This window comes from Spongiibacter nanhainus (assembly GCF_016132545.1).
Lineage (GTDB): Bacteria > Pseudomonadota > Gammaproteobacteria > Pseudomonadales > Spongiibacteraceae > Spongiibacter > Spongiibacter nanhainus.
The window spans coordinates 3,222,042-3,237,146 of the sequence record NZ_CP066167.1; the positions used below are offsets into that span (position 1 = coordinate 3,222,042).

At 58.4% G+C, this 15,105-nt stretch carries 13 protein-coding genes; 7 read left to right on the top strand and 6 right to left on the bottom strand.

All coding sequences use genetic code 11. The annotated features are described in order from the left end of the window. Nucleotides 1-258: 258 nt before the first annotated feature. From I6N98_RS14815 to I6N98_RS14830, 4 genes are all read right to left on the bottom strand, one after another. Nucleotides 259-1,350 (bottom strand): OmpA family protein, encoded by a 1,092-nt coding sequence (locus I6N98_RS14815; protein ID WP_198569109.1) that lies wholly within the window; start codon nucleotides 1,348-1,350, stop codon nucleotides 259-261. A gap of 189 nt (nucleotides 1,351-1,539) precedes the next feature. Beyond that, nucleotides 1,540-2,244, bottom strand: coding sequence for a DnaA regulatory inactivator Hda (gene hda, locus I6N98_RS14820; RefSeq protein WP_198569110.1), 705 nt, complete (start codon nucleotides 2,242-2,244; stop codon nucleotides 1,540-1,542). Then, nucleotides 2,241-3,320 carry an AI-2E family transporter gene (locus I6N98_RS14825; protein WP_232787354.1) on the bottom strand — a complete coding sequence of 360 codons (1,080 nt, stop codon included), beginning with the start codon at nucleotides 3,318-3,320 and terminating at the stop codon, nucleotides 2,241-2,243. The genes hda and I6N98_RS14825 overlap by 4 nt, the downstream gene beginning before the upstream one ends. Then, complete coding sequence (locus I6N98_RS14830) at nucleotides 3,317-4,432, bottom strand: DUF2066 domain-containing protein (protein ID WP_198569111.1); 1,116 nt, start codon at nucleotides 4,430-4,432, stop codon at nucleotides 3,317-3,319. The genes I6N98_RS14825 and I6N98_RS14830 overlap by 4 nt, the downstream gene beginning before the upstream one ends. 273 nt (nucleotides 4,433-4,705) lie before the next feature. Between I6N98_RS14830 and purM the strand changes: the two genes are divergently transcribed. Genes purM through I6N98_RS14845 form a run of 3 tightly spaced genes read left to right on the top strand, consistent with a single transcriptional unit; the run spans nucleotide 4,706 to nucleotide 7,258 of the window. Beyond that, nucleotides 4,706-5,764 carry a phosphoribosylformylglycinamidine cyclo-ligase gene (gene purM, locus I6N98_RS14835; protein WP_198569112.1) on the top strand — a complete coding sequence of 353 codons (1,059 nt, stop codon included), beginning with the start codon at nucleotides 4,706-4,708 and terminating at the stop codon, nucleotides 5,762-5,764. Further along, complete coding sequence (gene purN / locus I6N98_RS14840; protein WP_198569113.1) at nucleotides 5,761-6,411, top strand: phosphoribosylglycinamide formyltransferase; 651 nt, start codon at nucleotides 5,761-5,763, stop codon at nucleotides 6,409-6,411. Before purM ends, purN begins: the two co-directional genes overlap by 4 nt. After that, the gene (locus I6N98_RS14845; RefSeq protein WP_198569114.1) at nucleotides 6,365-7,258 is read left to right on the top strand and encodes a DUF3108 domain-containing protein; all 894 of its coding nucleotides are present in this window, start codon (nucleotides 6,365-6,367) and stop codon (nucleotides 7,256-7,258) included. The genes purN and I6N98_RS14845 overlap by 47 nt, the downstream gene beginning before the upstream one ends. A gap of 18 nt (nucleotides 7,259-7,276) precedes the next feature. On the opposite strand, the gene dcd is transcribed toward I6N98_RS14845, so the two are convergent. Continuing rightward, nucleotides 7,277-7,843 carry a dCTP deaminase gene (gene dcd / locus I6N98_RS14850; RefSeq protein ID WP_198569115.1) on the bottom strand — a complete coding sequence of 189 codons (567 nt, stop codon included), beginning with the start codon at nucleotides 7,841-7,843 and terminating at the stop codon, nucleotides 7,277-7,279. A gap of 48 nt (nucleotides 7,844-7,891) precedes the next feature. Then, nucleotides 7,892-8,986, bottom strand: a complete 1,095-nt coding sequence (gene apbC, locus I6N98_RS14855) for an iron-sulfur cluster carrier protein ApbC (RefSeq protein ID WP_198569116.1) — start codon at nucleotides 8,984-8,986, stop codon at nucleotides 7,892-7,894. Between the two features lie 213 nt (nucleotides 8,987-9,199). Between apbC and metG the strand changes: the two genes are divergently transcribed. The 4 genes from metG (at nucleotide 9,200) to rsxC (ending at nucleotide 15,101) form a co-directional block, all read left to right on the top strand. Continuing rightward, the gene (metG, locus tag I6N98_RS14860; RefSeq protein ID WP_232787355.1) at nucleotides 9,200-11,254 is read left to right on the top strand and encodes a methionine--tRNA ligase; all 2,055 of its coding nucleotides are present in this window, start codon (nucleotides 9,200-9,202) and stop codon (nucleotides 11,252-11,254) included. A gap of 207 nt (nucleotides 11,255-11,461) precedes the next feature. Beyond that, a complete protein-coding gene (gene rsxA / locus I6N98_RS14865) occupies nucleotides 11,462-12,040 on the top strand; it encodes an electron transport complex subunit RsxA (RefSeq protein WP_232787356.1) in 579 nt (192 codons plus the stop codon). 11 nt (nucleotides 12,041-12,051) lie between these two features. Further along, the gene (gene rsxB / locus I6N98_RS14870) at nucleotides 12,052-12,645 is read left to right on the top strand and encodes an electron transport complex subunit RsxB (protein WP_198569117.1); all 594 of its coding nucleotides are present in this window, start codon (nucleotides 12,052-12,054) and stop codon (nucleotides 12,643-12,645) included. 5 nt (nucleotides 12,646-12,650) lie between these two features. Then, nucleotides 12,651-15,101: an electron transport complex subunit RsxC gene (gene rsxC / locus I6N98_RS14875; RefSeq protein WP_198569118.1), complete on the top strand. Its 2,451-nt coding sequence runs from the start codon at nucleotides 12,651-12,653 to the stop codon at nucleotides 15,099-15,101. Nucleotides 15,102-15,105: the final 4 nt, after the last annotated feature.

Here is a 15,105-nt window from a genome sequence, read left to right on the forward strand (position 1 = left end):
CCATAGTGCGCACAATATATGTGCACGCCGTTTTTAATTGGCTCCGCCGGAGTGCACCATATTGGTGTTTTTGGCGTAAATCCGGCCTTACAGGGAGGAATATCTCAAGAAGCATGCCAAACCTTGGCACAGGCTCGTGGTCGCCTACAAAAAGGTAATAGAGCACCCAATTCCGCAGAGGCATCAAAGCTTAGAGACAAAAAAAAGGGGGCCTAAGCCCCCTTCTCGCTTACCCATTCGGATAAGTATATGCAGGAATCACTCAGCCGCTTGAGTCTGCACCACAGCGACTACGCGACGGTTTTTCTGGCGCCCTTCAGCAGTACTATTATCTGCAATGGGCCGCTGCTCACCGAAACCTACTGCGCTCAAGCGGTTAGCAGCAATGCCGTAATCCTTGATCAGCGCATTGCGCACAGAATCCGCGCGGCGCTGGCTCAGCGCTTGGTTGTAGGCATCAGTACCGGTGTTGTCAGTGTGGCCTTCGATCACACCTTTGACGCCGTCGTTGGCTTTCATGAACTCAGCAACCTTGGCCAGTTCGCTGCGGTACGCTGCAGGGATAACTGAAGAATCAACCGCAAACAGAACGTTCAGCTTGACTGACTGAGTTTGGCTCAGCACAAACGTACAACCCATTTCGTCAACCTTCACACCGGGCTCAGTGTTTGGACACTTGTCGCGGTAGTTGGGTACACCGTCGCCATCCCGATCCAGCGGGCAACCGTTGGCGTCAACCGCCACACCCGGGGGCGTGTTGGGGCAGTCGTCTTTGCGATCCATAACGCCATCGCCGTCCTGGTCGGTACCGGCTTGCTCGCCCTCAGCACCAAACAGATAACTCAGACCCAAAGAAACCAAGCCACCCTGATAGGAATCATCAGTACCGTAGAGATAACGCACATCACCACGAACAGACCAGCGGTCGGTCAGGAAGGAACGCACACCCATACCAGCATTAAGTTGAGTGTATTCATCATCGGTATTGTTGTCGTATTCCAGAGTTTTGACACCAACGCCGGCTGCGGCGTAGGGGAGCCAAGCACCCTGTTGGGTGAAGTAGTACACACCGGACAGGCTGCCACCGAATACTTCGGCGTCCAGGCCCTGAATATCGTCTTCATTGTCTGGCTTGGCGTAGTCCGCGCTCAGTTCCACACCCCAATGGGTATTGATCCGATACTCCACACCGAGAATGCCAGTGCCAGCTTCATCAAGCCCTGTATCGCTATCAAAGATCTGATAACCCACCGCAGGATTGAAATACCACACATCCTTGTCGTCAGCCGCCATGGCCGCAGACGAGGCGACAGCGCCAGCCAAGGCCAAGCTAGTTAACACCTTATTCATAGAACTCCCCTTCTTAAAATTGGCAGTTTTCATTTAAAAATCACTACTTGGGCGACTATTTACAACGAGAATACCACGTAGAAGCCCACTTTCATCCCAGTTTTTGCGTAATTTTACCGGAGCAGCGCCTAATACCGGCTAATTTGCGGTGCTTCGTAACATTCTGCAACATAAACACGATTACAAAATCTACTGGCACCATCCCATGACGTCTTTAACGAACGGAATAGTCACCTTTCTCTTCATCTGCAAACTAGAGCGATCCAATTTCGCGACCAAATCAACCAAGTAATGCAAATCCCTTCGCCCGCGAGAAAGGATATACCTTACGACCGCCTCGTCGATAATGATACCCCGTGCCCGGCAGCGCGTGACAACAACATTCAGTAACTCTTCGTCGCCCAGGGCTGGCAGCCGATAGGTAGAAAAACTTTTCATCCTCGAGTAAAGGTCAGGCAGACAAAAACGCTCTGCCTGTATGCCCCCGGAGCTCGACACCAGCCAAGATTGCCCGTTAGCCAGGGCGGCGTTGTAAAGGTTAAACAGCGCGACTTCCCACGCGCGGTCTCCCACAACGGCGTCAATATCATCCAGGCAAAGCAGGTCACACTCTTCCAGCCCCTCCAGTACCCACTCCGGGGAGCTGTCTGCCACACTTCGGATCGGTAAATATTGAGTCTTTAGCGAAGCGCCCTCCGCCAGGGCACAGCTGGCCTGCAGCAAGTGACTGCGCCCTACACCGGCAAGCAAATAAATAAAGCGTTCGCCTGCACCTTGCGCCTGGCGACGCAACTCATGAACAGCCAAGGCGGCTTCGTCCGCTACGTAAAAATTGTCTAAAGTGGCATCGTTATCCAGGCGAAAGCGCAGTGGAATCTGCTGAGCCGTGGTCATTCCGGGCTCTCCTTCACATCACCCGCGGCGGCATAAAAGTCGCTGCTCTGGTAGGCCTCGTGGGCGTGGAGGACCATCACTTTGATGACGGCAGCGGCGGGCAACGCCAGTAAGATGCCCAAAAATCCAAACAGCTGGCCACCGGCCAGTACCGCGAAAATCACGATTACCGGGTGAAGTCCGATTTTATCGCCCACCAGCGTTGGCGTCAGATAGACGCTCTCCAGCACCTGCCCCGCACCGAACACGCCCGCCACCCCCAGCAGCGGCCACCAACTGTCAAATTGAAAGTACGCCGCCAGCCCCGCAGCTAGAATACCGACAATAAACCCCAGATAGGGGACGATGCTGGCCAAACCCGCGATCAAGCCAAGTACCAGCGCCAAATCCAGCCCCACCAACCACAAGCCCGCCATGTATACCAGCGCCAAAGACAGCATGACCATAAACTGCCCTCTAGCAAAGGCGCCGAGAATCTCATCGCACTCCCGGGCAATACCGACGACTTTGGGCTCCACTCTCCGGGGTAATAAGGCCCGAATCCGAGCCATCATATGATCCCAGTCACGCAGCAGGTAAAAGGTTACCACCGGCACCAGGGTCATATTGGCTAGCCAGGTCAGCACGGCGGCGCTGGACCCACTGACTTGCTGCCACACGTACATAAGGAGTCCACCGGCCGCACTCCAGTGCTTGCTGAGCGCCTCCTTGGCGGTATTCACGGACGACTGTTCTGGCAAATCGAAGTACTGCCGAAGCGCAGGCAGGCCACTTTCCTGGACCCAGGCAACAAAGCCGTACAGGCGTTGAATCAACAGCTGGGTTTGATCCAGTAGCAGTGGCAGGGTAATCAACACCCCCAGAGCCGTAACCAAAGTGAGACCGACAAAGACGAGAGCCACAGCCGGTGTGCGTCCCAACTTGCGCTCCTCCAACCGGTCGACCAGGGGATCGCCGATATAGGCGAACACGGAAGCGAGTGCAAAGGGCATCAAAATCGGTCCCAGCAAACGCAAAATTAAATAGACCAATACCAGCGCCGCCGCGCCCCACATCAGCCGCGCGTTAACACTCACCGCTCAGCCCCTACCCAGCGATAGCGATTGCGCACCATCAACTGTGGGGGCACCCCGCCTGGCGAGCCCTGGTAACCGCTGCCACTGACTTCTTGCAAGCGCCCATCCATAGCCAGAAAACGCTGCGCTTTTTCCATATCGTCGTTGAGCACCAAGTCCACCACCAGCTCTTTGTCAGACACCCATACCGAGTTGGCGTGACGCACTATTGCCAAACTTTCCAGATAACCCATCAAGGCTGCATAGCTGTGGAAATCGGCGATGCCGTCGATAAGAATCAGGCTACTGCCCGCTCCCACTCCGCCGCTGAATACGGCGTAGCGTTCCGCCTGCACGTCAGCCACGCGATCCACCGCGGAGGCTAATGCCTGCTGCGCTCCCATACCTTCCGACTCGAAGTTTCGGGCCACTTCGCCGTCCAACAATAGCCAACTCGCCACCCACTGCCCAGTGGAAAATTCGCTGGCACGCCCCACCAGAATATAGGCACTGCCGTAACGTTGAGAGGCCTCTCGCACCGCCGTTGCCGATAATTGCCAAACCTGATTGACACTGAGATTGGCGGTATCGGTGAGATCAAACAGGGGAAACTGCAGCGGCAATCCTCGGCGCTCGGCCTCATCGGTCATCAAGGCCTGCAATTCGGGCTGCTCACCACCTCCGACAAAGCGCCGCCCCGATGCCGTATCCGCCACCAACCACACCAGCATTGACGGGCGATTAGCAGACCACACCGGCAAGCCCGCCGACTGCAGCAGCGCATTGACCTGGCGGGGAGAGTAACTCAGTTCCAACACCAGGCTGGGAGCGTCATCCTCTGCACTGGGATCGGTATCCGCCGCCAGTGGCTGATGATAGCGGTATTGCACGACCAGCGGTTCCGGGTTGGCCAAGGCGCTGGCGATATCTGCGCGGTCACTCACCTGGCTGCGACCCGACACCCTGATCAAAACCCGCTCCAAGCCCTTGGCTGCGGCGCGTCGGAAAGCGCTCTGAGTCTGCTCCTTTACCGGCACCGCCGCATCGTAAAGGTTGGCCACCATTTCAGCACGGGCAGTTGCCGCGATAGTCAGCAGGCACAACGCCAAGCACCACGGAGCTGTCAGACCCAAGGTCACTGCCTTCGAGGCTGAGCAACTCCGATTAGCAAATTTCAACACGCGGCACTCCATTTTGTCTCAAACCCTTTACCCAACACGACTGGCCAGCGCCATTTCTCAGCGCTACTTTTCAGAGCCACTCCCAGCACTACAGCTGCTCCCGGGAGAAACAGTAGCAGTCGCGAGCGGTAAAAAGACGGCATTTTGCTGCTGAATTGCACCGCCAATCAAGCTAGAATACCGCCCTCCCGAAATCCAGCCAAGCGCTTCAAGCGGCCGACAACTATGACCGACAGCAACAAACCTCGCCTCAGTTACAAAGACGCCGGTGTCGATATCGACGCTGGCGATGCACTGGTGGAGCGCATCAAGGATGTAGCCAAACGCACCCGCCGCCCGGAGGTCATGACCGGCTTGGGAGGCTTTGGCGCCCTGTGCCAATTGCCCAGCGGCTATAAAGAGCCAGTATTGGTTTCCGGTACCGACGGCGTTGGCACCAAGTTAAAACTTGCCATGGACACCGGCATTCACAATAGCATTGGCATCGATCTAGTGGCTATGTGCGTGAACGACCTGCTGGTCACTGGCGCTGAACCGCTGTTTTTCCTCGACTACTATGCCACCGGCGCCTTGAATGTCGACATCGCCGCCAGTGTTGTGAGCGGAATCGGCGAAGGCTGCGAGCAGGCCGGCTGCGCGCTGGTTGGTGGTGAAACCGCCGAAATGCCTGGCATGTATCAAGGCGAAGACTATGACCTGGCAGGCTTCTGCGTCGGCGTAGTGGAAAAATCCGGCATTATTGACGGCAACTCGGTACGCATCGGCGACCTCCTTATCGGCATCCCGTCCTCCGGGCCTCACTCCAACGGCTACTCACTGATCCGCAAAATCATCGAGGTCAGCGGCGCCTCACTGGACGAACCCTTTGGCGACAGCACCTTGGGCGAAACCCTGCTGGCCCCTACCAAGATTTACGTCAAGCCGGTGCTGAAGCTGATCAAGCAGTTCCAGATCAACTCCCTGGCCCATATTACCGGCGGCGGATTGCTGGAGAATATCCCCCGCGTCCTCCCCCGGGGTACCAAGGCAGTTATCGACACTCAAAGCTGGGACGCCCCGGCTATTTTCGATTGGCTCCAACAGCAGGGCAATGTTGAACAGCGAGAGATGTACCGCACCTTTAACTGCGGTATTGGCATGGTCATGGCAGTGAGTGCAGATGACGCCGAAGGCATTCTCGACCTGCTGCGACAATATGACGAAACAGGCTGCATTATTGGCCGCATCGAGGCGGCCGGGGACGGCGAAGACTCCGTACAACTGGAAGGCCTGCAGGGCTCATGACCTGTCGCATTGTGGTACTGATTTCCGGCAGCGGCTCCAACCTGCAGTCGCTGATCGACGCTGGCCAAAGCGGTGAACTGGGCGACGCCGATGTCGTTGCGGTACTCAGCAACAAGCCCGGCGCCTACGGTCTGGAGCGCGCTCAACAGGCGGGCATTGCCACCGACTGCGTCGAGCACCAGCGTTTCGACAGCCGCGAAGCCTTCGACAACGCACTGCGCGACGCCATCGACCGGCACCAACCGGACTTAGTCATCCTGGCTGGCTTTATGCGCATCCTCACTCCCGACTTCGTCCGCCACTACCGGGGCCGGCTGCTCAACATTCACCCCTCCCTGCTACCCAAGTACCCCGGTCTTCACACCCACCAGCGGGCCCTGGATGCTGGCGACACGGAGGCCGGCGCCACCGTCCACTTTGTCACTGAAGAACTGGACGGCGGACCACCAATAATCCAGGCAAAAGTACCAACATTACCCGACGACTCGGCAGAAACACTGGCCGCGCGGGTCTTGTCCAAAGAGCATCGGATATACCCCCTGGCTGCCCGCTGGTTTGCCGAGGGGAGACTGCAACTGAACGACTCAGAGGCTCGGCTCGATGACAAAGCGCTCCCGCCCACAGGCTGGCAATACAGCGACGATTGAGGCCCAAGTACGACTGTGGAGAGCAGCAATCATTGCGCTGCTCACCCTCAATTTGGCCCTACCCGCCGCAGCCGGCGGTAGCGGCCCCGACACCGCCACCACCCCGGCGGTCGGGATCAATACCAGCGAACTCGACGCCATAGAGCCCCCCTCTGCCAGTGATAACGACACGCCTGACGTCCCGCCGAAAACACCGACACCAGCACTATTGCCCTACACCGCCGAATATCGCATCAGCTACGACGGTATGAGCACCACAGCAGACAGAACTCTAAGAAAGGATGGCGATACCTGGCACCTGGCTCAGGACGCCAGTATTTTTTTCCTCAAAGTATCGGAAGAAGCCCGTGTTAAAGCCTCCAGCTCAGGCTTGAGAACGCAACAGTACAGCTATCGCAATAGCGTCAGCAGCAAACGCAATCAACACATCATCTTCGATTGGGAGGCAGGCGTCGTTGCAGACCGCCAGGCCCGCAAGCCCTGGCAAAAACCCTTGAGCGGTAACTTGAGCGACCAACTGGGTTCACAACTTCAGCTCCGCGCCACCTTGCTTAGCGGCCGTTTTAAAGACGGCTATGAGCAAACCATCGTCAACAAAGGCAAGATCAAAACCTACCAATACAACCTCCTGGGCGAGGAGACGGTCGAGAGCGCACTGGGCACCGTCGACACCATAAAACTGCGGCGCCACCGGGAAGGCAGCAGCGCCGAAGCCATCATTTGGCTGGCTAAAGGCTGGAATTACCTGATCGTCAAACTGGAGCAGCTTGAAGACGACGACGCTTTCTCACTGGAGCTGCTCAACGCAAAACTCGACGGCCAACAGCTCGCCGCAAAGAGCCAATAAACACCGCCGCTTGGCAGATCAGGTTTTGGGAAGAGTGACGCCCCGCTGCCCCTGGTATTTACCGCCCCGATCTTTGTAGCTGGTTTCGCACACTTCATCGGACTCAAAGAACAGCATCTGTGCCACCCCTTCATTGGCGTATATTTTTGCCGGCAAGGTGGTGGTGTTGGAAAACTCGAGAGTAACGTGCCCCTCCCACTCTGGCTCCAGTGGCGTCACATTGACGATAATGCCGCAGCGGGCATAGGTGGATTTACCCAAGCAGACCGTCAATACACTGCGGGGAATGCGGAAGTACTCCACCGTCCGCGCCAGGGCAAAGGAGTTGGGGGGGATAATGCAGTAGTCGCCGGTGATATTGACGAAGCTTTTATCATCAAAGGCCTTGGGGTCCACGGTCGCCGAGTAGGTGTTAGTAAACACCTTGAACTCGTTGGAGCAGCGCACATCGTAGCCGTAGCTGGAGGTACCAAAAGAAATAATCTTCTCACCGCCTTGCTGGCGAACTTGGCCCGGCTCGAAGGGTTCGATCATTCCCTCGGATTCAGCCATGCGCCGAATCCACTTATCCGATTTTATTGCCATTGGGTTTCCTTTATATGTGCTGGCAGCCGGTAAGCGACCGCCGCCCGATTAATCGTCACTGATAGAGATTTTTGGTGCCGCACTGGCACTGGCGGTACGCTTGGCCAATTCCGCCGCCATGCCCAGCGCCACCTGGCGATACAACGCGGCCGCCTCTCCTTCGGGATCGGACACCAGTACCGGCAAGCCACTGTCTGCCTGCTCGCGAATCTGCAGTGATAGTGGCAAGGCCCCCAGCATCGGCACGCCATAATCCGCGGCAATAGCGTCGCCGCCGCCGGCACCAAAAATATGTTCCTGATGGCCGCACTGACTACAAACGTGGACTGCCATGTTCTCCACCACGCCCAGCACCGGCACCGACACCTTACGGAACATCTCAATACCTTTCTTGGCATCCAACAGCGCGATATCTTGAGGTGTCGTCACCACCACTGCGCCGGCCACCGGCACCTTCTGTGACAGCGTCAGCTGAATATCTCCAGTACCCGGGGGCAGGTCAATGATCAGATAATCCAGGTCCTGCCAGTAGGTCTGATACAGCAATTGCTGCAGCGCGCCGGTAGCCATCGGCCCCCGCCACACCATGGGTGTTTTCTCGGTAACCAAATACCCCATGGACATCGACTGGATGCCGTGGGCCTCAACGGGCATAAGGTAGTGGGTGCCGTATTGCTCGGGTCGGCGACCTTCCGCCACTCCCAGCATCATTTGCTGACTGGGGCCGTAAATATCGGCGTCCAACAAACCCACCCGAGCCCCCTCCGCGGCCAGCGCCAAAGCCAAATTCACCGAGGTGGTGGATTTGCCCACGCCGCCCTTGCCGGAGGCCACCGCAATAATATTGCGGACATTCTCCATATTTTTGACATTCTGCTGGCCGACGTGGGGCGCAATCGACCAGGTCACCTGTACCTCGGCGCTCTCAACGCCATTCACATTGATCGCCTGCTCGGCCAAAAACTGCTCAAAGGCCTTCTGCTGACTGCGCGCGGGAAAACCCAGCTCAATGTTGATGCGCGCCCGACCATTGCCGACATTGATCTCGGCAATGCGCCCATAGTCTGACAGAGGCTGGGACAAACCCGGCAATACCGCTGACATCAACTGCTGTCTTGCTGACTCCGTGACGTCCGCCGCCATAGTTACCTCGATACTGTAAAAAACGAACCCGCGAGTATACGCCCGGCCCCAGTCCCTCTCAATGTTCACGGGCCAAGCGGCCCGGCGCAGTGGCCAGGGCAGATGCGCATTGGGCACAAAAACGCTATGATAGCGCGCCCAAAAACCGCCAAATGAGACACATGGCGGCAATGCAAATATCGACATCACTCACGCAAGCCAAACAGGACTCCCATGTCGCGCAAGATATTGGTCACCAGTGCCCTGCCCTATGCCAATGGCCCCCTCCACCTCGGCCATTTGCTGGAATCCATTCAGACGGATATCTGGGTGCGCTTTCAAAAAATGCGCGGTCACGACGTGGCCTACGTTTGTGCCGATGACGCCCACGGCACGGCGATCATGCTCACCGCCGAGAAGCTGGGCATCACCCCGGAGGAGCAAATCGCCCGGGTAAAAGCGGAACACGAGCGGGATCTCGCTGGTTTCCAGATCCGCTTTGACAACTACTACAGTACCCACTCCGACGAGTGCCGCCACTATGCGGAGGAGATATTCCGCCGCCTGGACGCCAACGGCCACATCGAGCGCAAAGAAATCACCCAGCTCTACGACCCGGAGAAAAACCTGTTCCTGGCCGACCGCTATATCAAGGGCACCTGCCCCAAGTGCAAGGCCGAAGACCAGTACGGCGACAACTGTGAAGTCTGCTCTGCCACCTATACGCCGGCGGAGTTGATCAACCCGCGCTCGGCAATTTCCGGCGCGGTGCCGGTGGAGAAGGCTTCCACCCATTTCTTCTTTAAGCTTGAAGATTTCGAAGGTCTGCTGCGCAGCTGGACCCGCAGTGACAGCCTGCAGCCACAAATTGCCAACAAACTCGGTGAGTGGTTGGATGCCGGCCTGCAGAGCTGGGACATTTCCCGGGACGCCCCCTACTTTGGCTTTGAAATCCCCGGGGCGCCGGGCAAGTATTTTTACGTGTGGCTGGACGCCCCCATCGGCTATATGGCCAGCTGTGCCAACTGGTGCGCCAGCACCGGCCGCAACTTCGACGATTACTGGGCCCCCGACTCCAAGGCCGAGCTCTATCACTTTATCGGCAAGGACATCATCAACTTCCATGGCCTGTTCTGGCCGGCGATGCTGGACTCGGCGGGCTTCCGCCAACCTACAGCGATCTATGTGCACGGCTTCCTGACCGTCAACGGCAAGAAAATGTCCAAATCCCGGGGCACCTTTATCAAGGCGGAGACCTATCTCAAACACCTGCCGCCGGACTACCTGCGCTACTACTTTGCCGCCAAGCTGTCCGGCGCCGTGGACGATATCGACCTCAACCTGGAAGATTTCGTTAAGCGGGTCAACTCCGATCTGGTGGGCAAGCTGGTCAATATCGCCAGCCGCAGCGCCAAGTTTGTGCTTAAAGGCAATGACGGCGTACTCAGTGGTCAGCTCCACAACCCCGCCCTGTGGCAGCAGGTCGTGGACGCCAGCGAGGGCATCGCCAGCCACTTTGAGAACCGGGATTACGGCAAAGCCATCCGCGAAATCATGGCACTGGCAGATGCCACCAACGAATACTTCGACGCCGGCGAACCCTGGAAGCTGGCTAAAACCGAGGAAGGCGCCGCCGACGCTGTCGCCATCGCCTCCCAGTGCCTGAACTGCTTCTACGTGCTGAGCAGCTTCCTGGCACCGGTATTGCCTGCGCTGGCAGAAAAAGTGGAGAGCTTCCTCAATGTATCACTGAGCTGGGAGGCCCCCTTCCAGCCGCTGCTGGGTCACCGCATCGAGCCCTTCAAAGCAATGATGGCCCGGGTGGACAACGACAAGGTCCAAGCCATGGTGGAAGACAGTGCCGAGTCCATCGCCGCGGCACCCCAAGGCGCGAGCCAGGCCAGCAATAGCGGCAAAGCAAAACAGAAAAGCAACAAGGACGAGCCCCAGGGGCTGACCGACACCATCGAGTTCCCCGACTTTGCCAAAGTCGACCTGCGGGTAGCCGAAATCGTCGCCGCCGATCATGTGGAAGGCGCGGACAAGTTGCTGCAATTGACGCTGAACCTCGGCGAGCTGGGGCAAAAGCAGGTGTTTGCTGGGATTAAGTCTGCCTACGCCCCTGAGCAGCTTGTGGGCAAGCTCACCGTAATGGTCGCCAACCTGGCGCCCCGAAAAATGCGCTTTGGCGTTTCTGAAGGCATGGTGTTGGCGGCAGGCCCGGGGGGTAAAGAGATTTGGCTGCTCAGCCCGGACAGCGGCGCTCAACCGGGAATGCGGATTCAATAACCGCCCCTTATCGGCCACACCGATAAGTGTTTCAGGATTAACACATTTTAAATTGAACGCTTGTTCGAAATAAAATACTGTTGGTTATGACAAGGTCATGACGGTGCCCATTGCTGTGGCACCTCTATGGCCGTTTGTACACGAGGCGAGCCGGCTCCAAGAAGCCACGATAGACGTATCAAGCCGCCAGAGGGGGAGGCAAACACAGTGTTGGCGGATTATTCCATACTTCTTATCAGCGCCATTCTGGTCAACAATTTTGTACTGGTCCAGTTCCTTGGCCTGTGCCCCTTTATGGGGGTGTCCAGCAAGTTGGAAACCGCTATTGGCATGTCCAGCGCCACCACCTTCGTGCTGACCCTGGCCTCAATTTGTAGTTGGCTCACCTATCAATGGCTGCTGGTGCCACTGGGATTGGAATATCTGCGGACTATTTCCTTTATTCTGGTGATCGCTGTGGTGGTGCAATTTACCGAGATGGTGGTGCGTAAAACCAGCCCCCTGCTGTACAAAGTACTGGGGGTGTTTCTGCCGTTAATTACCACCAACTGCGCCGTGCTGGGCGTCGCGCTTCTCAACATCAACAAAGACCACAGCTTTGTTGAATCCGCTCTTTATGGCTTTGGCGCGGCCGCCGGCTTTTCTATGGTACTGGTGCTGTTTGCTGCCATGCGGGAGCGGATTGCCGCTGCCGATGTGCCTACCCCCTTCCAGGGTGCTGCGGTGGGTATGGTTACCGCGGGCTTGATGTCGCTGGCCTTTATGGGCTTTGCCGGGCTGGTATAGGGGAGCAGCGGATGGATATTTTCTTCACTGACGGTTTTATCGCGGCCTTGCTGGCGCTGGTCAGCCTGGGCGCCGTATTCGGCGCATTGCTGGGCTTTGCCGCCATCAAGTTTAAAACTGAGGGCGACCCCATTGCCGAACAGGTGGAGGCACTGCTGCCTCAAACCCAGTGCGGCCAGTGTGGCTACCCCGGCTGCCGCCCCTACGCCGAAGCCATTGCCGGCGGCGACGAGATCAACAAGTGCCCGCCCGGCGGCGAATCCACCATCGCCGCACTGGCCGACCTGCTGGGCGTCGAAGCCAAACCCCTGGACGCCGCCGAAGAGTCGGTGCCCTCGGTAGCTTACATCCGCGAAGAGGAATGTATCGGCTGTACCAAGTGCATCCAGGCTTGCCCGGTGGACGCCATTCTCGGCTCAGCCAAGCACATGCACACCGTGATCGCCAGTGAATGCACCGGCTGCGATCTCTGCGTTGAGCCCTGCCCGGTGGACTGTATCGAAATGCGTCCTTTGCCCACGACTCTGCAAAGCTGGCACTGGGAAACCCCAGCTGACGGCGTCGAGTTAATCGCCAGTGACCGCCAATCTGTGGAGGCTGCCTGAGCCCTATGCCTATCTCTGCAGACAGCCACAGCGACACCATCAAGGTTTGGGATATTCACGGCGGCGTGCACCCCCCTGAGAACAAGCACCAATCTCTGGGTGAACCCATTCAGTCGGCGGGCATCCCGCCCCGCCTTATTCTGCCCTTATCCCAGCACATCGGGGCGCCCGCTGCGCCACTGGTGGAAGTTGGCGACAAGGTCTTAAAGGGCCAGCAAATCGCCGAAGCCAAAGGCTTGGTCAGCGCGCCCATCCACGCCCCCACCTCGGGGGTCATTGCCGCCATCGAGCCCCGGGTCATTCCCCACCCCTCCGGGATGAGCGCCCCCTGCATCATTCTCGATACTGACGGCGAAGACACTTGGATTCCACACCAGGGCGTAGAGGATTTCCGCTCACTGGACAAGCCAGAACTCCTCAAGCGTATTCGCGAAGCAGGGATTGCCGGCATGGGGGGCGCGGGCTTCCCCTCCGCAGTCAAATTGGGCGGCACCAAAGCCATCGACACGTTGATTCTCAATGGCACCGAGTGCGAACCCTATATTACTGCTGACGATATTCTGATGCGGGAGCGGGCCGAACAGATCATCGCCGGTGCCGAGATACTCCGCCACCTAGTCGCTCCCAGCGAGCGCACCGTGATCGGCGTAGAGGACAACAAACCCGAAGGCATCGCCGCCCTGCGCAAAGCCGCTGAAGGCACCGGCATCCAGGTCGCGGTCTTCCCCACCAAATATCCCTCCGGCGGCGAGAAGCAGCTGATAGAGATTCTGACCGGCCGGGAAGTCCCCTCTGGCGGACTGCCCGCTGACATCGGCGTGGTGTGCCAAAACATCGGCACCGCAGTGGCCATTTACCGGGCCATCCGCTTTGGCGAACCGTTGATTTCCCGAGTCACCACCGTGACCGGTGAGGCCTGCGGCCACCAGCGCAACTACGAGGTGCTGCTGGGCACGCCAGTGCAGTACCTGCTCGATCGCAGCGAGTTCGACGCGTCTCGCTGCATTCGCCTGGTGATGGGGGGGCCGATGATGGGCTATACCCTCCCCGATACTGGCGTTCCCATTGTTAAGACCAGTAACTGTGTGCTGGCTCCCACCGTCGAGGAGCTGCCACCTCCGCCCCCGGCCCAGGCCTGTATTCGCTGCGGCATGTGCGCCGAGGCCTGCCCGGTATCCCTGCTGCCCCAGCAGATGTATTGGTATGCCCGCTCTCAGGAATACGACAAGCTGGAAGAGCACAATCTGTTTGACTGCATCGAGTGCGGCGCCTGTTCCTATGCCTGCCCCAGCCATATCCCGCTGGTGCAGTATTACCGCGCCGCCAAAGGGGAGATCAGGCAGGCCGAGCAAGACCGCATTAAAGCCGAGCGCTCCAAAGAACGCTTTGAAGCCCGCCAGGCGCGGATAGAAAAAGAAGCCGCCGAGAAAGAGGCCAAAAAACGCGCTCGCCTGGAGGCCGCCAAGGCCAAGCAGAATACAGCTGCCAAGCCGGTCTCTGACAACGACAACAAGAGCGATATTATTCAAGCGGCCATCGAGCGCAGCAAAGCCAAGAAGGCCCAGCAGAGCGACCCCGCCACCGCCGCTATTGAACGCGCCCAGGCCAAGCGCAGCGGCAAGGCAGCAGAGGAAACTCCACAAGAGCAACAAGCCCGCCTGGAAAAACTGGTCGCCAGCACCGAAAAGCGGCTCGAGTCTGCCAAAGAGAAACTGGCCCAAGCTGAGGCCGAAGGCAGTGATAAGGTGGAGGCCTTCCGCAGCGCCGTTACCACTACCGAGAAAAAACTACAGGGCGCCCGGGAGGAGCTGGCGGCACTAGACGCACCACCGGCCACTGCGGCGAGTTCGCCGCAGGACCAAAGTGCCGAATTGGACCCCGCCCAGGCCGCCATCGCTCGGGCTCAAGCCAAGCGGGCCGGGGCCGATGCCCCGGAATCCGATGAGGACAAAACCCAGCGCCTCCAGCAGCAAATCGCCAGCACCGAAAAACGCCTAAAGGCCGCTGAAGCGCGCTGGCAGGAGGCTCAGCAACAGGGCGGCAGCAAAGCCGAGGCCCTGGCTGCCGGCGTAGAAAAAACTCGGGAGAAGCTGGATGCCGCCCGCCAGGAGCTGGCCAGCCACCAAGCCACCTTGCAGACGGGCAGGGATAATAACGGCGACGCCGCCGACAGCCCCAGTGATGACCCGGCACAAGCCGCGATTGCCAGGGCCATGGCCGCCCGGGAGGCAGCGGCCAATTTGAGCGAGACCGACAAACTGGCCCAGAGCGTAGAGTCACTGGAAAAACGCATTGCCCGCAGCCGCGAGAAACTCGACGCCGCCCGCCAAGCTGGCGATGACACCGTTGACGCTTTGGAAACCGCGCTGCAAAAACTAGAGACCAAGCTCAGCGAGGCCCAGGGCAAGCTGGCCGAGGCCAAGGGGTCAAAAACACCCCAGAGCCAAGAGCATTAATCGG